Origin of the sequence: Moraxella sp. RCAD0137 (genome assembly GCF_002894025.1) — a bacterium.
Taxonomy (GTDB): domain Bacteria; phylum Pseudomonadota; class Gammaproteobacteria; order Pseudomonadales; family Moraxellaceae; genus Moraxella; species Moraxella porci.
Genome location: NZ_LTCC01000002.1, coordinates 61,064 through 88,036, shown reverse-complemented (window position 1 = coordinate 88,036; position 26,973 = coordinate 61,064). Strand labels below are relative to the sequence as shown.

Annotated in this window: 19 protein-coding genes and 1 pseudogene; 12 read left to right on the top strand and 8 right to left on the bottom strand. The window is 49.5% G+C overall.

All coding sequences use genetic code 11. The features are described from left to right. Positions 1-17 precede the first annotated feature (17 nt). The gene (locus tag AZ602_RS02855; RefSeq protein ID WP_227525158.1) at positions 18-551 is read right to left on the bottom strand and encodes a DUF11 domain-containing protein; all 534 of its coding nucleotides are present in this window, start codon (positions 549-551) and stop codon (positions 18-20) included. A gap of 298 nt (positions 552-849) precedes the next feature. Between AZ602_RS02855 and argA the strand changes: the two genes are divergently transcribed. Then, positions 850-2,181, top strand: coding sequence for an amino-acid N-acetyltransferase (gene argA / locus AZ602_RS02850; RefSeq protein WP_103033615.1), 1,332 nt, complete (start codon positions 850-852; stop codon positions 2,179-2,181). A 57-nt stretch (positions 2,182-2,238) separates the two neighbouring features. Here argA and gltS read toward each other — a convergent pair whose 3' ends face one another. The 4 genes from gltS to AZ602_RS02830 all read right to left on the bottom strand — a co-directional run bounded on the left by gltS (position 2,239) and on the right by AZ602_RS02830 (position 9,793). Next, complete coding sequence (gene gltS, locus AZ602_RS02845) at positions 2,239-3,510, bottom strand: sodium/glutamate symporter (RefSeq protein ID WP_078318212.1); 1,272 nt, start codon at positions 3,508-3,510, stop codon at positions 2,239-2,241. Positions 3,511-3,857: 347 nt separating this feature from the next. Continuing rightward, complete coding sequence (purL, locus tag AZ602_RS02840; RefSeq protein ID WP_103033614.1) at positions 3,858-7,802, bottom strand: phosphoribosylformylglycinamidine synthase; 3,945 nt, start codon at positions 7,800-7,802, stop codon at positions 3,858-3,860. Between the two features lie 153 nt (positions 7,803-7,955). Beyond that, positions 7,956-8,525, bottom strand: coding sequence for a DUF2799 domain-containing protein (locus AZ602_RS02835; protein ID WP_103033613.1), 570 nt, complete (start codon positions 8,523-8,525; stop codon positions 7,956-7,958). A 44-nt stretch (positions 8,526-8,569) separates the two neighbouring features. Beyond that, entirely contained in the window at positions 8,570-9,793 is a 1,224-nt protein-coding gene (locus tag AZ602_RS02830) for a multidrug effflux MFS transporter (protein WP_103033612.1), read from the bottom strand. Positions 9,794-9,918: 125 nt separating this feature from the next. Between AZ602_RS02830 and AZ602_RS02825 the strand changes: the two genes are divergently transcribed. The 5 genes from AZ602_RS02825 (at position 9,919) to AZ602_RS02805 (ending at position 16,180) form a co-directional block, all read left to right on the top strand. Beyond that, positions 9,919-11,703, top strand: a complete 1,785-nt coding sequence (locus tag AZ602_RS02825) for a GspE/PulE family protein (protein WP_227525156.1) — start codon at positions 9,919-9,921, stop codon at positions 11,701-11,703. Positions 11,704-11,750: 47 nt separating this feature from the next. Further along, positions 11,751-13,037 carry a type II secretion system F family protein gene (locus AZ602_RS02820; protein ID WP_103033611.1) on the top strand — a complete coding sequence of 429 codons (1,287 nt, stop codon included), beginning with the start codon at positions 11,751-11,753 and terminating at the stop codon, positions 13,035-13,037. After that, on the top strand, positions 13,034-13,801 hold the full coding sequence (locus AZ602_RS02815) for an A24 family peptidase (RefSeq protein WP_103033610.1): 768 nt from the start codon (positions 13,034-13,036) through the stop codon (positions 13,799-13,801). Before AZ602_RS02820 ends, AZ602_RS02815 begins: the two co-directional genes overlap by 4 nt. A gap of 94 nt (positions 13,802-13,895) precedes the next feature. Then, positions 13,896-14,567: a dephospho-CoA kinase gene (gene coaE / locus AZ602_RS02810; protein WP_078318218.1), complete on the top strand. Its 672-nt coding sequence runs from the start codon at positions 13,896-13,898 to the stop codon at positions 14,565-14,567. 317 nt (positions 14,568-14,884) lie between these two features. After that, positions 14,885-16,180, top strand: a complete 1,296-nt coding sequence (locus AZ602_RS02805) for an alpha-hydroxy-acid oxidizing protein (protein ID WP_199174077.1) — start codon at positions 14,885-14,887, stop codon at positions 16,178-16,180. Positions 16,181-16,337: 157 nt separating this feature from the next. Here the strand turns inward: AZ602_RS02805 and AZ602_RS02800 are convergent, their stop codons facing one another. Next, the gene (locus AZ602_RS02800) at positions 16,338-17,285 is read right to left on the bottom strand and encodes an MBL fold metallo-hydrolase (RefSeq protein WP_103033609.1); all 948 of its coding nucleotides are present in this window, start codon (positions 17,283-17,285) and stop codon (positions 16,338-16,340) included. A gap of 429 nt (positions 17,286-17,714) precedes the next feature. Between AZ602_RS02800 and AZ602_RS10270 the strand changes: the two genes are divergently transcribed. Beyond that, positions 17,715-17,975, top strand: coding sequence for a hypothetical protein (locus AZ602_RS10270; RefSeq protein ID WP_199174076.1), 261 nt, complete (start codon positions 17,715-17,717; stop codon positions 17,973-17,975). Between the two features lie 58 nt (positions 17,976-18,033). Here AZ602_RS10270 and betT read toward each other — a convergent pair whose 3' ends face one another. After that, on the bottom strand, positions 18,034-20,097 hold the full coding sequence (gene betT / locus AZ602_RS02790; RefSeq protein WP_103033608.1) for a choline BCCT transporter BetT: 2,064 nt from the start codon (positions 20,095-20,097) through the stop codon (positions 18,034-18,036). A 403-nt stretch (positions 20,098-20,500) separates the two neighbouring features. On the opposite strand from betT, the gene betB reads away from it, so the two are divergent. The 3 genes from betB to AZ602_RS02775 are packed head-to-tail and all read left to right on the top strand — an operon-like array spanning position 20,501 to position 24,423. Beyond that, positions 20,501-21,976: a betaine-aldehyde dehydrogenase gene (gene betB / locus AZ602_RS02785; protein ID WP_103033607.1), complete on the top strand. Its 1,476-nt coding sequence runs from the start codon at positions 20,501-20,503 to the stop codon at positions 21,974-21,976. Positions 21,977-22,022: 46 nt separating this feature from the next. Then, complete coding sequence (betA, locus tag AZ602_RS02780) at positions 22,023-23,738, top strand: choline dehydrogenase (RefSeq protein WP_103033606.1); 1,716 nt, start codon at positions 22,023-22,025, stop codon at positions 23,736-23,738. A 28-nt stretch (positions 23,739-23,766) separates the two neighbouring features. Beyond that, positions 23,767-24,423, top strand: coding sequence for an NAD(P)H-binding protein (locus AZ602_RS02775; protein WP_103033605.1), 657 nt, complete (start codon positions 23,767-23,769; stop codon positions 24,421-24,423). Here AZ602_RS02775 and AZ602_RS02770 read toward each other — a convergent pair. Continuing rightward, the gene (locus tag AZ602_RS02770; protein ID WP_103033604.1) at positions 24,415-24,972 is read right to left on the bottom strand and encodes a DUF924 family protein; all 558 of its coding nucleotides are present in this window, start codon (positions 24,970-24,972) and stop codon (positions 24,415-24,417) included. The genes AZ602_RS02775 and AZ602_RS02770 overlap by 9 nt on opposite strands. A gap of 236 nt (positions 24,973-25,208) precedes the next feature. Between AZ602_RS02770 and AZ602_RS02765 the strand changes: the two genes are divergently transcribed. Together AZ602_RS02765 and AZ602_RS02760 are read left to right on the top strand one after the other, a co-directional pair. Continuing rightward, positions 25,209-25,976 (top strand): circularly permuted type 2 ATP-grasp protein, encoded by a 768-nt coding sequence (locus AZ602_RS02765; RefSeq protein WP_103033603.1) that lies wholly within the window; start codon positions 25,209-25,211, stop codon positions 25,974-25,976. Positions 25,977-26,222: 246 nt separating this feature from the next. After that, positions 26,223-26,962: pseudogene (locus AZ602_RS02760) on the top strand (peptidase). Positions 26,963-26,973: the final 11 nt, after the last annotated feature.

Sequence of the window (26,973 nt, the reverse complement as noted above, 5' to 3'; positions counted from 1 at the left end):
GTCTTATCAAGCACTGATTAGCGGATGATCGCGCGGTATTTGACCACGGTGGTCGCACCAATGCCCAGATCTTGGATGCTCCAGCGCAGTGCTTGGTATTGGGCGAATGGCAGGTTTTGGGTGGTGCCATTGACCGATGAGCGGATCGGCATGAACACGAAGCGCGAACCATCAGCGCTGGCTTGTGTGCCGATGCTTGGTGAGACAAATCCTGTAAACTCAGCGCCTGCTGGCAGGCTCAGCGCCACACGCATGTCACGCACGCGATCTTTGCCATTATTGGTGAGTAGGACTTGATATTCCACCAAGTCGCCTTTTTTGATCTGAGTCTGAGCTGTGACAGGCTCCAAAACCTCTGCGCCATCGACCGTGCGTACCAAAAAGGCATTCATCACCGTATCGACATCATTACTGGTCACCACCGTCGGTGTGGTGGCAGACGCCTGTACAGATGGCGTGGCAGCCGTGTTGGTGGTGTTGGTCGGTGTGGTCGAACATGCAGCCAAAGCCAGAGTCAATGCACCCAAAGATAAAGCAGCAGACAGTTTCATAAGTCATCCTTTTATTAGATAAAAACCAAATGTACACTAAGCATAGCACAGCTTGGCAAAAGAGTGAATTTCTCGACTGTTTAATTATAGTAACCGCGCTATGATGATCATCAATCATACCATCACAGCCAAATCACTGCCAACACTCAACACCTCATAAAAACTTAATAAATCGCTTGGCATCTGCCAAAAACTTTGCTATCGTATCACGATGATCGATCATCTGATACAGATGTATTTTTTTGGATAAATTTTCTCATTGTCGGCATGATTACCGCTTGTGCCTTTTGGAGTACCCATGAATCCCATCAGCTCATCTGAGGCTGTGCCAGCGCTGACGCCAGTGCATTGGTTCCGCAACTCTGCCCCTTATATTAATACGCATCGTGGCAAGACCTTTGTCATCATGTTCGGCGGTGAGGCAGTCGCGCGCGATGGCTTTAGCACCTTGATTCATGATTTTGCCCTGCTACATAGCCTAGGCATCAAGCTGGTGCTGGTGCATGGTGCGCGCCCACAAGTCGAGCAAAACCTCATCAAACAAGGGCTTGCCACCAATATCCACGACGATGTGCGCATCACCCCCAAGCAAGCAATGCCAGCCTTGCTTGAAGCGGTCGGCTCCATCCGCCTGCAGATCGAAGCGCAGCTGTCGATGGGTCTTGCCAACTCGCCGATGCATGGCTCTCGCATTGATGCCATCTCAGGCAACTTCGTCACCGCGCGTCCTTTTGGCATTCGTGATGGTGTGGATTATCAGATGACTGGTGAGGTGCGCTCTATCGATGTCGCTGCCATCCGCCATAATCTGAATAATAACCACATTGTCATCTTAGGCCCGACAGGCTTTTCGGTAACTGGTGAGATTTTTAATCTCTTGGCTGAAGATGTCGCCTTACAGACTGCGGTGGCGTTGGGCGCTGATAAGCTGATTTTCTTAGGCGAAGACGATGGCATCATCAGCCGTGATGGTCGCCTGCTGCGCGAGATGATCCCAAACGAGGTCGATCGTCTGCTACGAGATCGCAATGACCAAGAAGAGATCACCCACTTTCTGCGCTGTGCTGCCGCTGCCTGCCGCGAAGGTGTGCATCGCACGCACATCATCAGCTATGCCAAAGACGGCGCCCTGATCGAAGAGCTATTTACCCGCGATGGCTCAGGCACGCTGGTCAGCCATGACCCCTATGAAGAGATTCGCCGTGCCACGGTCAATGATGTGATTGGCTTATTAGAACTGTTAAGACCCCTTGAAGAGCAAGGCATTTTGATCCGTCGTACCCAAGAACGCCTAGAACAAGAGATCGAGCATTATAATGTCATCGAGCGAGACGGCACCATCTTGGGCTGTGCTGCACTGTATCCACTCGATGAGCAGTCGGCTGAAGTGGCGAGCCTTGCCATCCATCCTGACTATCGCAAGGGCAGTCGTGGTGCTGACCTGTTGGCATTTTTGGAGCAGCAAGCGCGCAGTCACGGTCGCCATCAGCTGTTTGCACTGACGACACACACATCACATTGGTTCGTCGAACAAGGCTTTAATGAGGTTGGGGTCGATGCTTTGCCTGTCGAACGCCAAGCGATCTATGATCACAGCCGCAACTCTAAAGTCCTAAAAAAACAGCTATAATCTCAAAAAAAATCAACCCTTTTACCAGATGATAAAAGGGTTGATTTTTTTGGGTGATTAACCGATGATACCAATAAATGCCTGCAAAATCGCCACATTCATAATATCCACAAAGAACGCACCCACCATCGGCACGATCAAAAACGCCTTATGCGATGGCATATAACGATCGGTAATGGCCTGCATGTTCGCGATGGCCGTCGGCGTCGCGCCCAGACCAAAACCACAATGACCTGCTGCCAGCACCGCGGCATCGTAGTCCTTGCCCATGATACGGAAAGTGACAAAATACGCATAAGCAATCATCGCCAGTGTCTGCACCACCAAGATGATCAAAATTGGCCCAGCCAGATCCGTCAGCTCCCACAGTTTTAGCGACAGTAACGCCATCGCCAAGAACAATGACAGCGCCGCATTACCAAAGACATCGATGGCACGGTCAAACATGTCAAAGTTAAAGAAAGTGGTCAAGACATTGCGAATCACCACACCGCCAAATAATGCCCATACAAAGGTCGGCAGCTCAATCCAAGTATCCTTGGCGATGCCTGTCATGATATCAGCAAATGCCAAACACGCCGCAAACAGCGCCAGCGTCTCGATGGTCGATGATGCCGTGATCAGGCGGATGTTATCAGGACGCTCGAACATCTCTTTGTGCGCGGTGTCGTCATCAAAGTTATGCTTGGTGCTATACAGTGACTGATCGTCTGCCAATTGCTCCACATCTGACAAGTTGGCTTTATCAGCTGTCGGTCGAATGCCAAGCTTATTGGTCAGGCGTTTGGCCACAGGACCGCCGATGATGCCACCTGCCACCAGACCATAGGTCGCACAAGCGATGCCCAGTGTGGTTGCGCCCACCACGCCATATTTGTCTTCAAATGTGGCGCCCCAAGCACCTGCTGTGCCATGACCGCCCGTCAAAGAAATCGAACCTGCCACCAGACCCATCAACGGATCAAGTCCCAGTGCCGTCGCCAGACCCACACCGATCAGATCTTGGAACAGGATAAATCCTGACACCACGAATAAGAAAATCAACAATGGCTTACCGCCTGCTTTTAGACGGCCAAAATCCGCTGACAGACCGATGGATGCAAAGAACATTAGCATACACGCGGTCTGTAGCTCTTTTTGAAAAGTAAAGCTATAGCCAAAGAAAAAGTTTAAAGAATAAACAATCACCGCAGCGATCAAACCGCCCGCCACAGGCTCAGGAATGTTAAAATCGCCTAAAAATTTGATTTTTCTAACCAAAAAACGCCCCAATAGCAACACCAGCGTCGCCAAAATCAGCGTATAGTAGCCGTTGAGTGTAATTTCCACACAACTCTCCTTTAAAACATCATCACGCACCTATCAAGCATCGAGCCGACAAAGCATGATTTATAAGAAAATCAGAACAATTATTGCAATACTCATGACCCCATGAGCAAACCCTATAATTATAAGTTATTTTTGAGATAAATTGGGCAAAATTTCTGATAACATTTCATTGATTTGTCAAATTATTTTTATATTTGGTTAATATTGGATAAAATTTAATCTAATTTATGCGAATTTTTTATATAGTTATTTATAAATTATCTATCTGAATATGAATAACCCAAAACAACACCCCAAACCACCATGAGTGATTTGGGGCAAGTTGTTATTCGGCTATTAAACTGTGCTTAACGCAAGAATGCTCGAGCGTTGCGGAATAGACGCATCCACGCACCGTCATTTTGCCACTCATCAGGCTTCCATGAATGATTCACCGCACGCAGATTACGCTCTGGATGTGGCATCATCAAGGTGACACGGCCATCATTGCTACATACACCCGTGACACCTTCTGGTGAGCCGTTCGGGTTCAGTGGATAATGTTCGGTTGGATTGCCTTGGCTATCGACATAGCGTAGTGCGATTTGACCATGACGCACCAATTCTGCCATTGATTTATCATCCAAATCGGCATAGCCTTCACCATGTGCGATGGCGATTGGCAAGATGCTGTCCTGCATACCTTTTAGTAGGACTGATTTGGTACGCTCAACACGGACATTGACCGTGCGTGCTTCAAAGCGGGCAGATTTGTTGGCTCTAAAGCGTGGGAAATGCTCAGCACCGACCATCAAGTCCTTGAGCTGACTCATCATTTGACAGCCATTACACACACCCAATGCAAAGGTCTCAGGGCGATGGAAGAAACGGGCAAATTGCATACGCAGCTCGTCGTGGAACAGTACCGAGTTCGCCCAACCTGAGCCTGCACCCAAGACATCGCCGTAGCTAAAGCCACCGCACGCCACCAAGCCTTCAAAGTCACGCAGATTGATACGACCACTCATCAAGTCACTCATATGCACATCGATGGCATCAAAGCCCGCTCGTACAAAGCCTGCACCCATCTCAAGATGGCCGTTCACGCCTTGTTCACGCAAGATGGCGACTTTTGGCAAGCTAGTGCGGCTGTTGATGTATGGTGCTTCGACCGCCAAATCTAGGTCATAATTGGCATCAGCAATCAAACCATGATGGTTGATGTCGCTGATTAGGGCAAATTCTTGGTCGGCACAGGCAGGATTGTCACGCAGGCTTTGGATGGCATGGCTGACTTTTGCCCATTCTTTTTGTAGCTCACTGCGATCAAAGGCAAGCTGTACCGTTGGCGTCGTGATGGTCAATTTATCCACGCCTGCACCACCTGCTGGTGTCGCCTTGGCATCACCGACAAGGCTTGTCAATGCTGATACACCATGCTCATCTGCCAATGCGACAAAGGCATCGACATCTTCAGGCAATACCTGTACCACCGCACCCAACTCTTCGGCAAATAGCTGACCAAGCAGGTTTTCATCAGTCAGGGCAAGATTGATCGCCATACGGCTGGCAAACTGCATCTCAGCTACTGCCGCCACCAAGCCACCATCACCGATGTCATGATATGCCTTGATCACGCCTGCTTTGGCAGCCGCTTGGATAAAGGCAAAGAAATTGGCAAGGTCGGCTGCCTTGTCCAAATCAGGGCAATCATTACCCAATTGGCTCAAGGTCTGTGCAAAAATCGAACCGCCCAAACGCAGCTTGCCGCCTGACAAATCAATGCGATACAGCACCGAGTCACTATTGACAAGTGCTGGCGTCAGCGTACCTGCGACATCTTGGACAGGTGCAAAGGCAGTGATGATCAGGCTCATCGGCGAGCTGACTGTCTTATCCACGCCATCATCTTGCCAGTTGGCTTTCATTGACAAGCTGTCTTTGCCCACAGGAATGGTGATACCAAGCGCAGGGCACAGCTCTTCGCCGACTGCGTGCACCGCATCAAACAGTGCAGCATCTTCTTTTTCGTCGCCACAGGCTGCCATCCAGTTGGCTGATAGGGTTACATCGCTGATTTTGGCGATGCGTGCTGATGCGATATTAGTCACCGCTTCACCGACTGCTAGGCGTGCTGATGCCGTTGGGCTAATCAATGCCACTGGCGCACGCTCACCCATCGCCATCGCCTCACCCGTGGTGGCGGTTAGGCTTGTGCTGGTCACCGCACAGTCTGCCACAGGCACTTGGTAGCGACCGACATACTGATCTTGGGTCACCATGCCAGTGATTGAGCGGTCACCGATGCTGATTAGGAATGACTTACTGGCGACCGTTGGGTGGCGTAGGACATCTTTGATGCTCGTTGCCAAATCCACTGATGAGACATCCAAGGCGCGCAGGTCAGTGTCACGACGACTAAAGCTACGCTTCATCTTTGGCGTACCACCAAGCAGCACTTGCATTGGCATATCGACAGGTTGCTCTGGTAATAGGCTGTCATCGACTTGTAGCTGACGCACCGCAGTTGCTGTACCCAAGATAGCATATGGGCAGCGTTCACGCGCACAGATGTCATCAAATAGCTTTTCGCTCTCAGGACGGATAGCCAGCACATAACGCTCTTGGGCTTCGTTTGACCAGATAGCCATCGGCGACATACCTGCTTCTAGTGATGGCACTTTACGCAGGTTTAGGTGTGCGCCCAACTCATGATCATCGACAAGCTCAGGCATGGCATTTGACAGACCGCCTGCACCGACATCATGGATTGAGACGATTGGGTTGTTATCATTGCCATCTTTTGCCATCGCCCAACAGGTGTCAATGACTTCTTGGCAGCGACGCTCCATCTCAGCATTATCACGCTGTACAGAGGCAAAATCCAAGCCTTCGTCCAACTCACCACTATCCACCGAGCTTGCCGCGCCACCGCCCAGACCGATTTGCATCGCAGGACCGCCCAGTACAATGAGCAAATCCCCTTCTTGGATGGCATTTTTTTGAACCAAATTACGCTTGATATTACCATAGCCACCGGCAATCATGATTGGCTTATGATAGCCACGCATTTGGCTGCCGTCTTGCTCAGCGGATGTATCCAGCTGGAAGGTACGGAAATAGCCGTTTAGGTTCGGACGACCAAATTCGTTAGCAAAAGCCGCACCGCCCAATGGGCCTTCGATCATGATATCCAGTGCCGATGCCATGCGTGATGGCTTGCCATAGTCAGCTGCCGATACCTTGCCTGATGTTTCCCATTTTTCAGGCATCGTTGGCAGGTGCAGATGTGAGACGCTAAAGCCTGTCAAGCCAGCTTTTGGCTTACCGCCACGACCTGTCGCACCTTCGTCACGAATCTCACCGCCAGCACCTGTCGCTGCACCTGCAAATGGAGCAATCGCCGTTGGGTGGTTGTGCGTTTCGACTTTCATCAAGATATCGACTTGTTCATTATGAAAACCGTACTGCGCTTCGCCTGCATCGTTTTTAGTTGGATAAAAACGCTCAGCCACAAAGCCTTCCATCACCGCTGCGTTGTCCTTGTAGGCCGATAGGATGCCTTCAGAGTGCTTTTCGTGGGTGTTGCGAATCATCTTGAACAGTGATTTTGGCTGTACTTCACCATCGATCGTCCATTCAGCATTAAAAATCTTGTGACGGCAATGCTCAGAGTTGGCTTGGGCAAACATCATCAGCTCGACATCGGTCGGATTGCGGCCAAGCTTGGTGAAGTTTTCGACCAAATAATCAATATCTTCGCTCGATAACGCAAAGCCAAACTCAGTATTGGCAGACACCAGTGCATCACGGCCTTTGCCCATGATATCCACCGTGCTTAGGTGTGCAGGCTCGCCATCGACGAATAAGGCTGATACATCACCAAGCTCATAAACCAAGCTTTGGGTCATGCGATCGTGCAAGATGGCTTCGGCAGCAGGTGGCAGACGGCTTGGCAGATTTTCGCCTGTCAAGGTATAAACCACCACACGCTCAACACGGTGAATATCCACACCACAGTTATTAAAAATATCGGTCGCCTTCGATGCCCATGGGCTAATCGTGCCAAAACGCGGTGCGACCACGACTTGTACCTGTCCATCACCAGCACCCACAAGCTCTGGTGCTTGACCTTGGTTCAATAGATCCAAGGCTTTTTTGCGGTCGCTATCAGACAATGGTGCATCAAATACATAAACCTGCTGGCTGCTCAACGCACTCACAGTGAGATTTGCTTTGTCTTTGAGCTGTTCGGCTAATTTTTGTGCTTGAAAATCGGTCAAAAAACCCAAACCGGCGATGGTGCTCATCATGGTGTTTACCCTTGCAAATGACGCCATTAAACTGGCAAGATGATCAAAAAATAAATACTGTCTATTATAACAGAAAATTAAGGCAAAATTTTTGACAAGTGATAAAAAAGGACGAAAATTTCAGCATTATCGTCCTTTTTAGGCTGGCAGTGATCAGAGAAATGGATTGTTTGCGATTGCTTGATCTAGCTGCGCATCATAATACGCCAAATTCGCCTCAAGCTCGCGGATTTTGGCAGGCAATTGCAGCATATAAGCGCGCGCTTCTTTTTCGGTTTTAAATTCCAGATTATCGCCCTCTTGCAGTTTTTTGAGCTGATCTTTTAGGGTGCTCAGCTCTTTTCGGCCATTCTCCAGATTTCTTCTAAGTCGATAGATACTGTTGCCGTAACTGGTGGCGCGATTGAGATAATCTTGCAGCTCAACTGGGCAAACATTTTTTAGCGATGATCCTTGGCTGCCCACACGGTAAGCGTTGGCAGGGGTGCAGTAGCTGTGCAATCCTGCTTGGCGGCCGCGCTCCCATGTATCACGATCTGGGATGATGCCAACTTTGGCGCAGGCTTTGGTGTGGCTGGCTAGACGGTTCCAGTCATGACCATTGGCGCCGTCTTTAGCGCCGATTTGATACCAGTCCGCGACTTGACACTCTGCTTTTGATAAGCTGGCACAGCCTGTGATGGCAAGCGATGCGCCCATGATGGTTAAAATGACAGCTTTCATTTCATCTCCTTGATTAAATTGCTACCCAGCTTGAAACACCGATGCTACTGCATGCTTGATAAATCGGTTTTTGGGTCAATGCGAAACACCAGCCAAGTGCCAAGCATCACCAAAATGCTGACGATGATGCCAAGCTTAGTCACTGGATTTAACTCAAATAACCCGATCAACAAGCCGCCAAAAATCCCCACCGAAAACTGCAGCGCCCCTTGCATGGCACTGGCCATACCTGCTCTGCTTTTTTGGAATGCCAGCGCGATGGCAGCAGCGTTTGGCTGAGTAAATCCCAATCCAGCAATACAAATAAAGATGCTTAAGAACACCAAATAAAAATCAGCCTGCCCGCCAAACATCAATCCAAGTACGAGCAGACAGCTTGATGCGATCAGCTGAATCAGAGCACCTACGCGTAATAATTGCACCAAATCAAAGCGCTTGGTTAGTAGCTGATTGACCTGAGTTAATGCAATAAATCCAAATGCATTGGTCCCAAACGCGATGGCAAACTGCTGCTCTGTCAGATGATAATTGACCATAAACAGCTCACTTGAGATCGACAAATAAATAAAAAAAGCACCTTGAAGCAGTCCTGCTGCCAAAGCTGGCAACATAAACCTGCCATCTTTTATCAAGCTAAGATACTGCCCAAAAGTCTCGCGCATCGGCTTGGTGTTGCGATATTCAGGCTTAAGGGTTTCTTTTAAAAACAATTTGGTTAAGATCAGATTGAGTAGCCCAAACCCTGCCAAAAACCAAAATACCGCGTGCCAGTCTGCCACTTGCAAAATCATCGCGCCCAGACTCGGCGCCAAAATCGGTGCCACACCCATCACCAGCACCATCAGGCTAAAGGCTCTGGCCGTTTGGACAGGGTTTAGGGTATCGCGGATCGCTGCTCGTGTCACCACCGCTGTCACGCAAGCGCCCAAGGCCTGCAGCGTACGCGCGGCGAACAGCACATATTCATTATTGGTGGTGGCACAAATGATCGAGGCGATGATAAAAATGGTCATCCCAAGATACATGGGCTTGACGCGCCCCACACGATCACTAAATGGCCCATAAAACAACTGGCCAAACACCAGCCCGATAAAGTACGCCGGCACCGATTTGGCGATCACCGACACACTCACCCCAAAATCCTCCGCCATGCTTGGAAAAGCTGGCAGATACATATCAATCGATAAAGGGCCGATGGCGACCATCACCCCCAGCATCATTACCCATAAGGCGGGAAAATGAGATTCATGGTTTTTTGTTGTCATCATTACATCTTTTATTTATTTAATTTCATTAACGCTTGGCTTTAGATCATTAAAATGCGTTAAATTCTCTTATTTTGTGTTGTCAAGACATTCGTAAAAATGCTATTGTATCACAGCTTGTCGCCATTTTGACAAACAAAGCTGACTGCCAACTCAGCGGCGTAAGGGACGAGTTTGGCGCACACTTAAGATCTTTATTGACCAATCCAATCAACAATCCATCAAAAAAACGCATGAACGCACCTGTATCGACATCTTTAACAGCGGCCTTATCGGGTCTTGGGCATCTTTTGGTGCAGCGCGGATTGATGAGCCTTGATGCTGCCCATCAAGCCAGCCATGATGCCAAAGCCTGCGGCATCACGCTGGTGCATCATCTGGTGCGCGAAGGCTTGCTGGACGCGCAGACACTGGCCGCCATCCAAAGCCAAGCCCAAAATACGCCCATCGAAGATCCTTTGGTGATGGATGCCTCGTTTGTGGACATCGGCTGTGATGAGACATTGTTCATCAAACACCGTGTGCTGCCGATGCGTGCCGATGCCAGCAGTGTGTATTTGGCGATGAGCGATCTGTATGACACTGAGGCGATCAGCACCATTCGCTTTCATGCACAAAGACGCATCGTGCCGATACTGGTTCAAGATGACAAGCTGTCTGTGGTGCTCGACTCTTTGTATCTGGGCAATGACATGCAGTTTGATGAGATCGAGGAAGTCGAACCCACGAACGACGCCAGCGTGGCTGAGGATGCACCTGTGGTGCGTTTCGTGCAAAAGCTACTTATCGATGCCATTCGCCTAAAGGCCTCTGATATTCACTTTGAGCCTTATGAATATCAATATCGCATCCGCTTTCGCATCGATGGCATGATGCAAGTGATGCACACACCGCCTGTTGGTCTTGCCATCAAAGTCGCCTCTTATCTAAAAGTGCTGGCTCATCTGGACATCGCCGAACGCCGCCGCGCCCAAGATGGTCGCATCAAGTTCCCGACTGCCGATGGTCGTGCTGTCGATTTTCGCGTCAGCACCTTGCCCACTTTATATGGTGAAAAGATCGTGCTGCGGCTGTTGGATTCACAGCATGCACTGATCGGGCTGGATGCACTGGGAATGACCGCGGTTCAAAAACAGCAATTTTTGGAGGCATTGGCTCGCCCTCAAGGAATGATCTTGGTCACTGGCCCCACCGGCAGCGGCAAGACCGTCACTTTATACACCGCCTTAAGCCTGCTCAATCAGCCTGAGGTAAACATCCTAAGCTGTGAAGATCCTGTGGAGATTAATGTCGAGGGCATCAATCAAGTCAACATCAACCCCAAAGTGCAGCTGGACTTTGCAGATGCGCTCAGAGCATTTTTGCGCCAAGACCCCGATGTCATCATGGTCGGTGAGATCCGCGACGCCGACACCGCCAAGATCGCCACCGCTGCCGCCCAAACCGGCCATCTGCTGCTGTCAACCCTGCACACCACTTCAGCCAGCGAGACCATCACGCGCCTGCACAGTATGGGCGTACCCTCGTTTCATCTATCAGGCAGCCTGACGCTCATCATCGCTCAGCGTCTGGCACGCCGTCTGTGTGATGACTGCAAACAACCCATCGAGATGCCTGCCGACGCCCTGCTAGAAGCTGGCTTTGATCGCGCTGACATCCAAGATGGCATGGTGCTGTTTGAGGCGGCAGGCTGTCCCAAATGCAAAAACGGCCATCGCGGACGCGTCGGCATCTTTGAGTGCTTGCCCATCACCGCTGACATCGCTGCGCTGATCTTATCTGGTGCCAGTGCTGCCGACATCGACCAAAAAAATCGTGCGCTTGGCAATGACTCGCTCAGACAAGCAGGCATCCAAAAAGTGCTATCTGGAGACATCAGCCTAAGCGAAATGCATCGCGTCATCAGCCAGTGATCATGTGGATAACTGACTGTTAATCTGTGGATAAGTTTTAAAAATATATGCTAAAAATTAAAAAAGACAATTTAAATCATCAACTTAACTCAGATGACTCCCAACGTACTTTGACTGTGGATAACTTACCAAAATCCACCGCCGACAGCCTGTTTTCTTATCGTGCTTATGATGCGCGCGGCAGAGTGGTTCGTGGTGAGATCAGCGCCAGTACTGCGATCTTGGCCAAAGCACGGCTTAGAAAGCAGGGTTTGACCGACATCAAAATCAGCAGCAGCACCATGCGCTGGCAGCGACCTCGATCGATCCCTCGCCAGCACATCTTATTGGCACTGCAAACGCTGGCCACCTTATTAAAATCCAGCGTGGTGCTGACAAAGGCTTTATCGATCGCCGCCAGCACTACTCAGCACCCAAAACTTGCCAACACACTTAAACAAATCAAGACCGACATCGAGCAAGGCTCAAGCTTTTATCAAGCCATCGCCAAACATCGTGAGTTTGATAAGATCACCCTTGCACTCATCGATGCTGGCGAAAAATCAGGCCAGCTAGACACCATGCTTGAGCGCGCAGCGCAGCACGCCCAACTGCAAGCCATCAGAAGATCTCAGTTAGCCAAAGCCCTGCGCTATCCTGCCTTGGTGATGGCGGTGGCTTGGGTTGTGAGCGCCATCTTATTATTAAAAATTGTGCCAAGTTTTGCGGTGACATTCGATGGCATCGATACGCGACTGCCTGCCATCACCGTATGGGTGCTGGCGCTGTCTAACTGGCTTAGGGCAAGTTTTTGGTGGCTGATCGGTATGCTCGTGATCAGCGCGCTGATGTTTGGATGGCTTTATAAAACCCGTCCCAGCCTACGCCTGTGGTGCGCGGCAGCCATGCTGCGACTGCCCGTCATCAGTGCGGTGATTCAAGCGGTGGGCAGCGCCCGTTTTGCACAGACTTTGGCATTGACATTCGCCTCAGGCGTACCACTTGCCCAAAGTGTGCTACTGGCAGGTAAGGCGTGCGATCATCCGTTATTTGAACAAGCCAGTCAACACATCGCGGCAGCCATTACCACAGGCAGCTCGCTTGGTGCGGCGATGGCCAAGACGCGACTGTTTTCGCCGATGAGCGTGCAGATGGTGACAGTGGGCGAAGAAGCAGGACGGCTGACCCAGATGCTCGATGAGGTCGCCACCCATCATGACAAGCAAGTGCAACAGACGACCGATGCGCTGATTGGTCTACTTGAGCCTGCGATTATCTTGGTGATGGGCGTGCTGATTGGCGGCTTGGTGCTGGCGATGTATTTACCGATTTTTAACTTAGGGATGGGCGGATGATACAGTCACAGTGGATGATCGGTGCGTTGGCGCTTGGTATTGGCACAGTCTTGGGGATGGCAGCTTGGCACACGATCGTGCGCGTGCCTGAGCAGATGTATGATGAATGGCATCGCGATGCCTTGGATGTTCTGACTAGATACAAACACACCCAAACAGATCCAACACAACAAGACCACGCATCAGAAGTGATGACGCCAAAGGCACCCCACCCTGCAGGCAAGCTGGCTGTGCTGCTGCTGTGCGCACTACTGAGCGTTTGGGCTTATGCTGTGCATGGCTGGACGATGCTGTACGCACTGTCGCTGGCTTTTATGTGGTTTGGCGTGGTGCTTGGCGGCATCGATCTGCGCGTGCAGCTGCTGCCTGATCGCTTGGTGCTGCCTTTGGGGATGATCGGTTTGTTTGCCAATGGCTTTGGGCTGATCACCAGTGCCAGCGATGCCAGTTTTGGTGCGGTGATCGGGTTTGTGGCGTTATGGGGCATCAATGCGCTGTATCGACTGCTGCGTGGCCATGATGGCATGGGCTTGGGCGATGCCAAGTTATTGGCCGCTTGCGGTGCTTGGTTAGGGGTGCATCAGCTGCCTGTGGTGGTGCTGATCGCAGCCACGCTTGGGGTGCTGGTCGGCATCATGCATCAGATGCGTTTGGGCAGCTCACAGCCATTTGCCTTTGGTCCTTATCTGATCATCGCTGCTTGGCTGTCGCTTTTGTATGGCGATCAGATCACACAGCTGTATTTAGGGCTGTTTGAGCAGTGATATTTTAGATACGAGCGGCCAACAGCTCACCGCTTTCACAGTTTAGCAGTAAATTACCCAAACAACAAAATCACTCAAACAACAAAGGAGTACTATGGACACCTCAGCACACACACCGCCCATCGTCATCGGTCTGACAGGCGGCATTGGCAGCGGCAAAAGCGCGGTCAGTGATTATTTTGCCACGATGGGCATAGCCGTCATCGATGCTGATGTCATCGCCCATGCTTTGACCGCCAAGGGCAGTCCTATTTTGGATACGCTCAAACACACCTTTGGCGACTGGGTCGTCGATGCTGATGGCAACTATGACCGCGCTGCCATGCGTGCTTATGTCTTTGATAAGCCTGATGAGCTTGCCAAATTAAACCACATCATGCACCCTGCCATTTATGAGCAGATACTTCATCAACTGTCACACGCCACCTCACCTTATGCCATCTTATCGGTGCCGCTGCTGTTTGAGGGTCGGCACAAAACGTCCAATCTGCTCGCGCTGTGCAGTCACCTCATCGTCGTCGATGTGCCAGTATCTGTGCAGCTAGAGCGCGCCAGTCGCCGTGATGCCAATGCCATCACCCAGATCCAAGCCATCATCGATAAGCAGATCAGCCGTGATGACCGCCTAAGCCTCGCCAAAAGCCTAGGTGCTGATGTGGTGGATAATACAGGCACGATCGATGAGCTGCACGCCAAGCTTGGTAAGCTGCATGAGCGCTATTTATTGATGGCAAGACCAGCCCAAGCAAGACCGTTAAATCGATAAATCTGGTGTGACCACTCCGCCTTGATTTGTCACCTGACTGAAGGCGATAACCATGCTAAATATGATGAAATTCGGGCGAAATACCCATCATTCCGCCAAAATTTTCGCCAAATCAAGTGATCATTGCGCTTTGTTACACATTCCACAAGGATTTTGTGACTTTATTGTTAATTTCATTGATTAAATAGAAATATATTATTTGTTGCATAGATCTACTGATGGGTATATCATATCACACGATAGCCTTGAGCGGATTAATTCAGCGGTTATCTAAAATAAACTATATAAAATAAATTAACTTTTTATCGAGAATTATCATGGAAAATAACAAAACGATAGTACAAGACGATCACAGCATTTCACTTTCTCGCCGCAAGCTGCTGACCGCCACTGGCATTGGGCTTGCCACACTGCCTTTGATGAGTAAGGCTGCTTTGGCCGCAGGTAATGGCGTGGCCACCACCGTCGCCCCTACTGCTAGTACGCCTACACTCGCCAAGACTGCCTACGGTGCAAGTACTCGACAAGGCAAAATCAATATCGTCAATCTAAACTTACTTGAAGAACAAGCTAAAAAAGTCATCCCAGAAGCCGGCTATAAATTCGTCTCTGGTGCCGCTGGCGATGAATGGACACTGCGTGAAAACCGCCGTGCCTTTGATGACTATCGCATCGCATCAAAACGCTTGGTCGGACTACAAGCCAGCGACATTGACATCTCCACTAAGCTACTAGATCTCACCCTACCGATGCCGATCATGATTGCACCAATGGGCGTGCATGGCATGGTGCATGAAGGCACCGAAATCCTGACCGCCAAAGGCGCAGGACTTGCCAAGACGCTCTACTGCTCATCAGGCGCATCGCACGCATCACTAGAAGAGATTGCTACTGCTACTACAGGTCCAAAATGGTTTCAGCTATACTACAACAAAGATGAACAAGTCACTCGTTCACTGCTGACTCGTGCTAAAAATGCCGGCTATAGTGCTATCGTCTTGACCGCTGATGCACTTGGTCCTGGTCAATCTGATGCCTTCATCGCCATGGGTCGTCCATTCCGCTCTGACATGGTGTTTGGTAATCACGATCCAAAGCGTGGTGGCTCAGGCAACTTCTTCGCCCAAAAAACCAATCTGACTGTTGATGACATCAAATTTATCAAAGACTTTACTGGTCTGCCTGTCATCATCAAAGGTATCTTGCGTGCTGATGACGCTGATCGTTTCATCAATGCTGGCGCAGATGCCATCCAAGTCTCCAACCATGGTGGTCGCCAAATCGATGGCGTACCTGCCAGTATAACTGCTCTCCCTGCAATCGCCAAAGCTGTGAATCGCCGCGTACCAATTATCTTGGACGGTGGTGTACGCCGTGGTATTGACATCGTGCGTGCGATCGCTATGGGTGCAGATGCGGTCGCTGTCGGTCGTCCAATGCTGTATGGTCTGGCGATGGGTGGTGCCGAAGGTGTCCAATCCACTCTTGATTGGCTTGCTAACGATCTAAAAACCGCCATGCTATTAACAGGTGCAGGCAAGCTTGGTGATCTCAACCCAAACTTCATCGACATCGTCGGCGAAAATGCCAGATTCAATGTCAATCGAGTCTAATTAACATCCCAAAAACAAAACTGGCATCACAAGTTGCCAGTTTTTTATTGCTCAACTGTATAAACAAAAATATCACCAAAAAAACAGCCCAAAAAACGCACGGTTTTTTGGGCTGCTTGCCATCAGATATGGTTATCAGATGGCGGGATTGATCAGCTTACCAGTTGCCACGGCGGTGATTTGATACCCAGCGGTACATACCCAAAGTATTTGGGATACGCATGGTGTCATAACCGATCCAGCTTTGGACTTCTGGGCTGAATTTGACATTGCGATACAGCTGATCCCATGACTGACCTTGACGAGTCAAGTCAAGCACTTGCTGGTGCAGATCCACCATATAATTACGCAGCGCTTCTTGATCTTGCTTGGTCGCAGGGCTGTAGTGGCCGACATCGATGACTTCGACATCCTGTTTGAGCACCCAGTTGAGCGTATCGATCCAGCCAGTATAATAAAAATCTAGAAAATCATTATACGGCATTGATTTACTTTCGCAGACATCAGTGCATTGCAGGGCTTTTTGGCGTGGGAATAGCACCATCACCATGCTGTCAGAGTGACTTGGTGAGACATGATGTAGTAGTACTTTTTCGCCGCCAAGCTCGATTTCCATGTCCTTATCAAAAATCTTATCAGGCAGTGCGACTGGTAGCTTTTCGCCGATGATCGGCTCAACTGCACGCTGATTGGCGACGACAGTTGCGCCAGCATCTTGGAACACTTTGGTGCCTGTGATATGGTCGGCATGAGCGTGCGTCATCACGACATATTTGACCGGCACACCAAAGCGAGCTTTGATTTCTTTATTGAGCCATTCAGCGGCGCAAGTCGCCCCACTATCGACAACCAACGCCCCTTCTTTGGTGATCATCACAAGACCGCTATGCACCGCTAGTCCGCCACCATTGGTATGGCGATAGATATTGTCCTTGATATGCACCAAAGTCGGTGCATAAGTGTCACACATACCCCCTGTAAAATCCGGCAAAGTCTCACGATCAGCATAAGCAGAACGGTCAAATGGCGTGCCTGTATCGGATGCTGCCATCGCAGTCATTGACAAAGTTACACCCATCAGCGCAGCCAAAGCTTTTTTTAGCATAATAATTCTCGCTTAGTTTTGTTATAAAGTTATATATGATTAATAGAAATTTAATCATATCTGATATCATGCAAAAATTGCATTTATCTAGCAACACATCATACGCCCAAAATCCAAGCTTGGCAACAGCAAACAGTGACCACAGATGATATATTTTTGACAATCAGATACCATAAGGTAGCAGACGAAACAAAACGCAAAAATCACAGGCGCATCAAACGGCATTGGTCTTAACTTAAAGACTCCACACCCAGATGAATTACAATGCACCATAGTGGCTCAATATTGCGATGCACTTAACGCACTTGCCAAATACAATCAAGATCCTGAAAATTCAAAATAAATCATCGCATTTGAGTAAAATTGCGCTATGTTAAATACAATGTTGATTGAAATTTTTGTATTAATTTAGAAAACTCTGAGAATATCATGCAAGCACTGATCATTGGCGCAACTGGCGCAACAGGCTTGGCACTGCTATCGCAGCTTTTGGCGGATGACAGCGTTACACAGGTGAGTATTTTTGTGCGTAAGCCTGTCGCCATCATCGATAAGCAGATCATCCATAATGACCGCCTACAGTTGGCCTATGAGCTGGGTGCTGATGTGGTGGATAATACAGGCGCACTCGATGAGCTGCACGCCAAGCTTGGCAAGCTGCATGAGCGCTATTTATTGATGGCGCAATAACACAAACCCAGCAGATGCGCTGGGTTTGTATGAGGATTAACCATCCACGAAGCTGATCTTATTCATCAAACACAGGACGGCTGCCTGGTGTTTCGCGATTGATGTGCAAGAATGTGCGATGGCGCTCGTATTTATCTAAGATGTCATTGATCACCTGCTCTTTGTTATAGCCTGACAAGTCATTGTCCTGCAATCCATCAAACAGCATCGTCTCCAATCGATAATAATCCTCTTGGGCATCTGGCACCACAGGGCGCATCGGCACAGGATAGGCGATCGGATGAATACCATAGATAAAGTTATGCTCATTTTGGTAGCTGATCTGCAGATCAATGTGATATAAATCAGTCTGCTCATCTGGCGTGACCGTCACCGTCACAGGCAGTCCTTTATCCTGCAGTGCCGCCGCCACCGATTCGATGGCAGGCAAGCAGACGACATCCAGCGCAAGCTTGGTCTTTGAGGCATCTGGGTAGGCGGTGATGCGGTTGAGTCTGGCGCGCCAATTTTGGACATCGACATTGCCAGCCACTGGTGCGGCGTGCAGCTTGGTCGATGCCTCGCGAAAATCCTCAAGGCGCAAGGATTTGAATAATCCTGCCATCACAAAAAACATCACAAAACTAAACGGCAGTCCCATGATGATGGTGGCTTTTTGAAGTGCGCTCACCCCATCGGTCATCAGCATCGCTGCCGTCAGCGTCCCGATCGCAACCGCCCAAAAGATGCGATTCCACACAGGCACTGGCGCATCATTATCCTCGCTTTTATAACTAAAACTGCTCAACACGATCGCGCCAGAATCCGCTGAGGTGACATAAAATAATAGCCCAGAGATGAAAGCCACCACCGCCGTCACCCCAAACCATGGATAAAACGACAACAGCTCATAAAAGCCGATCTCAGGGCGCAAACTGACCGCATTAGCAAAGTCCAAATGCCCTGCAAACACTTGATCCAGCGCACTATTACCCATCACCGACAGCCACGCCAAGGTAAACATAAACGGAATCGACAGCGTGCCGACGACGAACTGACGGATGGTGCGCCCTTTAGAGATTTTTGCCAAAAACAGTCCGACAAATGGCGACCAAGCAATCCACCATGCCCAGAAAAACAGCGTCCAATCCTTGATCCACTGCTCTTGTTCTGGCGTTTGATGATACGCAAAAGTATCCAAAGTCAGCATCGGAAAGCGGCTTAAATAATCGCCGACATTGGTGGCAAGCGCCCCCAACAAAAACTCAGTATTGCCCAAAAACAGCACAAACAAAATCAGCCCAAGCGCAAAATAAATATTAAGCTCAGATAAAATTTTGATGCCCTTAGATGCGCCTGTCGTCGCTGACACGACCGTGATGGCAACCGCCAAAGCAATCAGCGCAATTTGCCAACCCATATTCTCAGGCAGATCAAAAATCACATGCAAGCCATAATTTAGCTGCACCACCCCGATGCCGCAGGTGGTAGCGATGCCAAAAATCGTCCCCAATATCGCCGCCACATCCACCGCATCACCAGCGACGCCGTTGATTTTTTTGCCGATCATCGGATATAGCGCTGAGCGGATCGATAGCGGCAGATTATAGCGATACGCAAAATAGCCAAGCGCAATGCCGATGAGTGCATACATACACCAGCCTGTTAAGCCATAGTGAAAAATCGTCCAAGTCAATGCCTGCCTGGCTGCCTCTGCCGTCTGCGCATCGCCCACAGGTGGGTTCATGTACTGAATGATGGGTTCGGCCACCGAAAAGAACATCAAATCAATGCCAATACCTGCTGCAAACAGCATCGCCGACCAGCTAAGCAAGCTAAACTCTGGCTGCGAATGCTTGGGCCCAAGCTTAATATCGCCATATCGCGAACAGGCGATGAACAGCACAAAAATGATATACACACTGGCAGCAAAAAAGTAATAAGATCCAAAAGTATTACTTACCCAATCTAAAGTAGTATCCAAGATCAGCGCCGCACTGTCATTAAACAGCATGGTATATAAACTAAAAAACACAATAATCGCCGCCGAACAAAAGAACACCACGCGATTGAGCGTACTTGCTGGTTGAAGCGCAGGCTTAGTGTCATTGGCCTTGACATCATACGATGAGTTGGTTGTCATAAGCGTCCCGATTTTTGTTGTAAATCCCAAGCCATCACACTCACAGGCTTGACGATCAGCCCATAAAGCATGTGGCAGTTGCCAGTTTCACTGATTTTTAGTCATTAATCCAATGGGCAATCATAGCGCCATGGCGATTTTGGTTACAAAAAAACTGTAAAAATACCACTCACATCGACATAATTTACAGTTGAGTAACAGAATTTATGATAAAAATCAATGATTTGCGAATATATCGCATTTTTGTTATGATAGCTTAGTTTTTGATGAACGGCAACACTTGCGATGCACTTAGTGCTGCCCTTGGTCTGTTGATTTTAATCTGCGTGCTATCAGCAGCACTGATTTAACATCAACCAACCTTAAGTTGATAAATTTATGATATTTAATTAAGGATAATCTCATGTCTGCACTTGCTTTATACATCGATGGCGGCTATGTCAATGCCACAAGCAACAAAACCTTTGACACCATCAACCCTGCCACAGGCGAGGTGATCGCAAGCATCCAATCGGCCTCACAAGATGACGTCAACAAAGCCGTCAAATCCGCCAAAGCAGGCCAAAAAGTCTGGGCAAGTATGACTGCTGTAGAGCGCAGCCGCATTTTATTAAAGGCGGTGGCGATTTTGCGCGAGCGTAACGATGCGCTTGCCAAGCTTGAGACCACCGATACAGGCAAGGCCATCAGCGAGACTGGCACAGTGGACATCGTCACAGGCGCTGATGTGCTTGAGTATTATGCTGGACTGGCCGCGGCTGTTGAGGGCATTCAGGTGTCGCTGCGCGAATCGAGCTTTTTTTATACCCGCCGTGAGCCTTTGGGCGTGGTGGCAGGCATTGGCGCATGGAACTATCCCATCCAAATCGCCCTATGGAAATCCGCGCCTGCACTGGCCGCGGGCAATGCGATGATATTTAAGCCAAGCGAAGTGACGCCACTGACCGCGCTAAAGCTTGCTGAGATCTACACCGAAGCTGGCGTGCCTGATGGCGTGTTTAATGTGGTGCAAGGCGGTGGCGATGTCGGCGCAATGCTCACCAACCATCCCGACATTGAAAAGATCTCCTTTACAGGCAGCGTACCGACCGGCAAAAAAGTGATGGCCGGTGCAGCCAGCTCATCATTAAAAGAAGTGACCATGGAGCTGGGCGGCAAATCACCGCTCATCATCTGTGAAGATGCTGACATTGATCTGGCTGCCGATGTGGCGATGATGGCAAATTTTTATAGCTCAGGGCAAGTCTGCACCAACGGCACGCGCGTGTTTGTCCCACAATCTTTAAAACAAAAATTTGAACAAGCGATTTTGGCACGCATGCAGTACATTAAGCTTGGTGATCCGACCGATCCTGCCACCAACATGGGGCCGGTGGTCAGTCTTGATCATATGAATAAAGTGCTGGATTATATTGAACAAGGCAAACAAGCGGGCGCGACCGTGCTATACGGCGGCTACCGCGCCACAGAAGCAGAGGTGGGTGATCTGGCACAAGGTGCTTTTGTTGTGCCGACGGTCTTTAGCGACTGCAGCGATGAGATGAGCATCGTGCGTGACGAGATTTTTGGCCCTGTGATGAGCATTTTGACTTATCAGACGACGGCAGAGGCCATCGAGCGCGCCAATGATACCGATTATGGCCTGGCAGCCGGTGTGGTGACGCGCGATATCAATGCTGCCCATCAGATCATCCATCAGCTGCAAGCGGGTATTTGTTGGATCAACACTTGGGGCGAGTCAGACGCCAAGATGCCTGTGGGTGGCTACAAGCAATCTGGCGTTGGCCGCGAAAACGGCATGACCACCTTAGACCATTATACCCGCATCAAATCGGTACAGGTGGAGATGGGTGACTTTGCATCGGTATTTAGCGAATAAGTGAAGTATAATTTTAATATTAATAAATAATTTATAAGGAAAAACCATGAGCCAACATTATGACTACATCATCATCGGTGCAGGATCAGCAGGCAATGTGCTGGCCACGCGCTTGAGCGAAGACCCTGATGTCAGTGTGCTGCTATTAGAGGCTGGTGGCCCAGATTATCGCTTGGATTTTCGCACGCAGATGCCAGCTGCTCTGGCCTATCCTTTGCAAGGTCGCCGCTATAATTGGGCATATCTGACCGACCCTGAACCACACATGAACAACCGCCGCATGGAGTGCGGCCGCGGCAAGGGCTTGGGCGGCTCATCGCTGATTAATGGCATGTGCTATATTCGTGGCAACGCGATGGATTTGGATAATTGGGCGACGATCAAAGGGCTTGAAAACTGGAGCTATGCCGACTGCTTGCCATATTATCGCAAATCTGAAACACGCGATGTCGGCGAAAATGACTACCATGGCGGTGATGGCCCTGTGCGCGTTACCACCTCACAGCGCGGCCAAAACATCGGCAATAATGTGCTGTTTAATGCCATGGTGGAAGCAGGCGTACAAGCAGGTTATCCGCGTACCGATGATTTGAACGGCTATCAACAAGAGGGCTTTGGACCGATGGATCGCACCGTCACCCCAAACGGTCGTCGCTCTTCGACCGCGCGTGGTTATCTGGACATGGCAAAACATCGCCCAAATCTCACCATCAAAACCCATGCCGTGACGGATAAAGTGCTATTTTCAGGCAAAAAAGCCATCGGTGTGCAGTACCTACAAGGCAACGACACCAATCCGACCGTGGTACACGCCAATCGCGAAGTCATTGTCTCAGCAGGCGCGATCGCCTCACCGCAGATCCTACAGCGCTCTGGTGTGGGCAATAAAGCACTGCTCGATGAATTTAACATCCCTGTTGTGCATGACCTGCCTGGCGTCGGCGAAAACTTGCAAGATCACTTAGAGATGTATCTACAGTACGAATGCACCAAGCCTGTCTCACTGTATCCTGCCCTAAAATGGTACAATCAGCCTGCCATCGGCGCTGAGTGGCTGTTTATGGGGACGGGCATCGGCGCAAGCAATCAGTTTGAGGCAGGTGGCTTTATCCGCACGCGTCCAGAATTTGAATGGCCAAACATTCAGTTTCACTTTTTGCCTGTCGCCATCAATTATAATGGCACCAATGCAGTCAATGAACACGGCTTTCAGGCGCATGTCGGCTCCATGCGTTCACCGTCTCGTGGTCGCATCCGCCTAAAATCCTTAAATCCGCACGACCACCCAAGCATCTTATTTAACTACATGTCGCACGAACAAGACTGGCAGGAGTTCCGTGATGCCATTCGCATTACCCGCGAAATCATGCATCAGCCTGCGCTTGACCCTTATCGTGGTCGTGAGATCAGCCCAAGCGCCGCAGCCAAGACCGATGCCGAGCTGGATGCCTTTGTGCGTGCGCATGCCGAGACCGCTTATCACCCCTCATGCAGCTGCAAAATGGGCGAAGATGACATGGCAGTCGTGGACAGCGAGGGTCGCGTGCATGGCATGGAAGGCTTGCGCGTGGTTGATGCCTCCATCATGCCGCTGATCATCACAGGCAATCTCAACGCCACCACCATCATGATCGGTGAGAAGATCGCTGATGCCATCCGTGGCAAAAAGCTGCCAAAATCCACCGCAGGCTACTATAAAGCCGATCCGAGTGTCTTACGAGCAGAGCCGATGCGTGCATTTGATGACAGCATGTTAAGATAAGCTTTGATGCCTTGATAAGGAGACGATCATGCACGCACTGATCATTGGCGCCACAGGTGCAACAGGCTTGGCACTGCTATCGCAGCTTTTGGCAGATGACAGCGTTACACAGGTGAGTATTTTTGTGCGTAAGCCTGTCGCCATCACGCATGACAAATTAACTGTGCATGTGATTGATTTTGAACATTTAGAGAATTATCAAGCGCTGATTTTTGGCGATGTGCTGTTTTGCTGTCTTGGTACGACGATCAAAGCCGCTGGCAGCCAAGATGCCCAGTGGCGGATTGATCACACTTATCAATATCACTTTGCCAAGCTTGCCAAAGCAGGTGGCATCAAGCACTTGGTCTTGGTGTCATCCGCCTTTGCCGATGCAGGCTCGCGCAGCTTTTATATGCATCTAAAAGGACAACTTGAGCAAGATGTGATGGCGCTTGGCTTTGAGCGCTTGAGCATTTTGCGTCCACCAAGCCTGATTCGTCCTGATACCGACAGACTGAGCGAAAAAATCAGCTTGCCCATCTTAAAGGCACTTGGCAGCGTTGCAATATTCAAAAATATGCGTCCGATGGCGGTGGATACTTTGGCGACTGCGATGATCACATCTGCCAAAGCAAAGCAGGCAGGTGTCGAGATTCTGGAGCCTAAAGATATTTGGCAACTGGCGTCATCATCACTAAAATGATGAATTCGGCTCACTCAAAAACGCCAATTCCGCCTCACTCGACGCTCTCCCCAAAATGGCGTTACGGTGTGGATAACGCCCAAATCTGTCAATGATCACCTTGTGCTGATGCTCAAAATCCAAAGTCTTGGCATCTGTATATCGCTCAAATAGCTTCACCGCCTCTTCATGCACCGTCGCCGACTCTGAATGCATGTACGGCATCAAGGCAAAGTGGCGCTCGGCCTCATTGAGCTGCTCAAACTCTGGCGATGCCACAAGATTTTGGGCGATCATGAGTGCCATCGCATCTTGACCAAAGGCCTCTGGCGTGTCTCGATAGACATTGCGCGAAAACTGATCAAGAACGATGATCAGTGCCACCTTGCCCTTGGCGGTATCTTGCCAGTGATCAAGTTTGCCTTGACTGGCCTGCACCAACACCTCACCAAAGCGATCTGCTATCAGCTGATCAAATTCATCTGATTTAGCGAACCAATAAGGCTTGGTCTGATCATCAAACCAAAAATCCAATACCGCTTGTGCCTGATCTTGTGACTGTCTTGTCATGAGGATGCTCCAAATCATTTTGGCCATTGTAGCACAGATTCAAAAAGCAAATCCGCCCTTTTATTTATCTGATCAATTCGTTATTTGCTCATCTTAAGATACACTGCGTACACAGATGATCGCTCAAAGTATGCGCTTGATAAAATTTTACTATCCAGCCTCTTTGGTTTTTGATAAAATGTGATAAACTCATTAATAATAAATTTCTGTCATAGGGTCATAAGGAGAAGTGAATTATGAGCAGAAGTTTTGATGAGCTCAAAAACAGCGATGGCAGTTATCGCACTAGCGCCAAAGCCATCGGTGAGTGGTTATCCGCCACCAATAACGACACCTTAAATGGACTCAACGAACAAGTAGCGAATATTTTTTATCGCAAAGGTGTCACCTTTACCGTTTATAGCGACGCTGACAACATCGAGCGGATGATTCCGTTTGACATCATCCCCCGCATCATCGAGCTGTCTGAATGGCAGATGATCAAAGCGGGCTGCAAACAGCGCATCAAAGCACTCAATCACTTCTTGGATGACATTTATCATCATCAATCCATCATCAAAGACGGCATCGTCCCTGCCGACTATGTCTATGCCAGCGGCTGCTATGAGCCATGGATGATGAATATCAAGTTGGATAAGCCGATCTACTCGCACATTTCAGGCATCGATCTGATCCGCGATGAGCATGGTCAATACCGAGTGCTCGAGGATAATCTGCGTACGCCATCGGGTGTGTCTTATATGCTAGAGAGTCGCGGCATTTCAGAAGCCTTGATGGGCGATGTGTATCGCAGCATGGCGGTCAAGCCGATCATGGATTATCCCAAAAGGCTCAAGCGCTGCCTTAGCAGTGCCACCAATAAATACGATCCCCAAATCGTCGTGCTGACCCCTGGCCGCTTTAATTCTGCTTACTATGAGCATGCGTATTTAGCACGAGAGATGAATGTACCGTTGGTACATGGTTATGATCTGATCGTCGAAGATAACAAAGTCTATATCTAAGGTGTGCGCGGCAGACTGCAGGTCGATGTCATCTATCGGCGTATCTCAGAATCGGCGGCGGCTATGAAAATCTGTACAGCCAAGTACTGATTCATCAGCTATAACGGATGGATCAGCAGTGATGGCGTGATAAAATTTTGCACAAGACAGATACAAAATTTTATCGCCATCCGTCCAAGACTTACAGTATAATTGGCCGATTGCGCCCAAGATGGTTTTGGGCGCTGATTGATTTGGAAGTTTTTTATGACTTATTGTGTCGCCATTCGCCTAAAAGTGGGTATGATTTTTGCCAGTGATACACGCACCAATGCGGGGATTGATAACATTTCTACTCTACCTTTCGAAAGATGTACCGATACGGCATCGAAGGTGAGCGGTTTTTGAGCCTACAGACAGCAGGTAATCTTGCCACAAGCCAAGCAGTGTTTGGCAAAATTCAGCAGACCATCGACCAAAACCTTGAGCGCAATCTGCACAACGCCAGCAGCCTATTTGAGGCAGCGCAGATGGTTGGTGAATGCGTGTGCGAGGTGACCATCTATTCACAGACACTCGCCCAAGACAGTGGCGGCTTTACCAGCAGCTTCATTCTTGGTGGTCAAATCAAAGGCCAAGCGCCTGAGATTTTTTTGATTTATCCTGAAGGCAACTGCATCAAAGCCACCACCGATACGCCGTTTTTTCAGCTGGGTGAATTTAAATACGGCAAGCCCATTTTAGGTCGTTCGCTGGATTATGATTCCAGCTTACAAGATGCTTTGAGGGCGATCTTAATCTCATTTGATTCGACTTTGCGATCAAATCTATCGGTCGGTCTGCCGATTGATTTGATGGTGTATCAAACCGACAGCCTAGCCCTGCCCGTCGGCAAGCGTATCGATGAAAATGATGAGTATTTTAGGCTGCTGCGCACTCGTTGGTCAGAGGGACTAAGGCAGATTTTTGATACTGTGCCAGAGTCGCCAGAGGATTATTGGGTGTAGTCATTTTCCTA

Coding starts and splice junctions, on each gene's coding strand:
- AZ602_RS02835 (WP_103033613.1), bottom strand. CDS start 8,525: ATGAAAGCTGTCATTTTAACCATCATGGGCGCATCGCTTGCCATCACA.
- AZ602_RS02820 (WP_103033611.1), top strand. CDS start 11,751: ATGCTAAAAATTAAAAAAGACAATTTAAATCATCAACTTAACTCAGAT.
- AZ602_RS02800 (WP_103033609.1), bottom strand. CDS start 17,285: ATGCTAAAAAAAGCTTTGGCTGCGCTGATGGGTGTAACTTTGTCAATG.
- betB (WP_103033607.1), top strand. CDS start 20,501: ATGTCTGCACTTGCTTTATACATCGATGGCGGCTATGTCAATGCCACA.
- AZ602_RS02770 (WP_103033604.1), bottom strand. CDS start 24,972: ATGACAAGACAGTCACAAGATCAGGCACAAGCGGTATTGGATTTTTGG.
- AZ602_RS02775 (WP_103033605.1), top strand. CDS start 23,767: ATGCACGCACTGATCATTGGCGCCACAGGTGCAACAGGCTTGGCACTG.
- purL (WP_103033614.1), bottom strand. CDS start 7,802: ATGATGAGCACCATCGCCGGTTTGGGTTTTTTGACCGATTTTCAAGCA.
- betT (WP_103033608.1), bottom strand. CDS start 20,097: ATGACAACCAACTCATCGTATGATGTCAAGGCCAATGACACTAAGCCT.
- AZ602_RS10270 (WP_199174076.1), top strand. CDS start 17,715: ATGCAAGCACTGATCATTGGCGCAACTGGCGCAACAGGCTTGGCACTG.
- AZ602_RS02765 (WP_103033603.1), top strand. CDS start 25,209: ATGAGCAGAAGTTTTGATGAGCTCAAAAACAGCGATGGCAGTTATCGC.
- betA (WP_103033606.1), top strand. CDS start 22,023: ATGAGCCAACATTATGACTACATCATCATCGGTGCAGGATCAGCAGGC.
- argA (WP_103033615.1), top strand. CDS start 850: ATGAATCCCATCAGCTCATCTGAGGCTGTGCCAGCGCTGACGCCAGTG.
- coaE (WP_078318218.1), top strand. CDS start 13,896: ATGGACACCTCAGCACACACACCGCCCATCGTCATCGGTCTGACAGGC.
- AZ602_RS02815 (WP_103033610.1), top strand. CDS start 13,034: ATGATACAGTCACAGTGGATGATCGGTGCGTTGGCGCTTGGTATTGGC.
- AZ602_RS02805 (WP_199174077.1), top strand. CDS start 14,885: ATGGAAAATAACAAAACGATAGTACAAGACGATCACAGCATTTCACTT.
- AZ602_RS02855 (WP_227525158.1), bottom strand. CDS start 551: ATGAAACTGTCTGCTGCTTTATCTTTGGGTGCATTGACTCTGGCTTTG.
- AZ602_RS02830 (WP_103033612.1), bottom strand. CDS start 9,793: ATGATGACAACAAAAAACCATGAATCTCATTTTCCCGCCTTATGGGTA.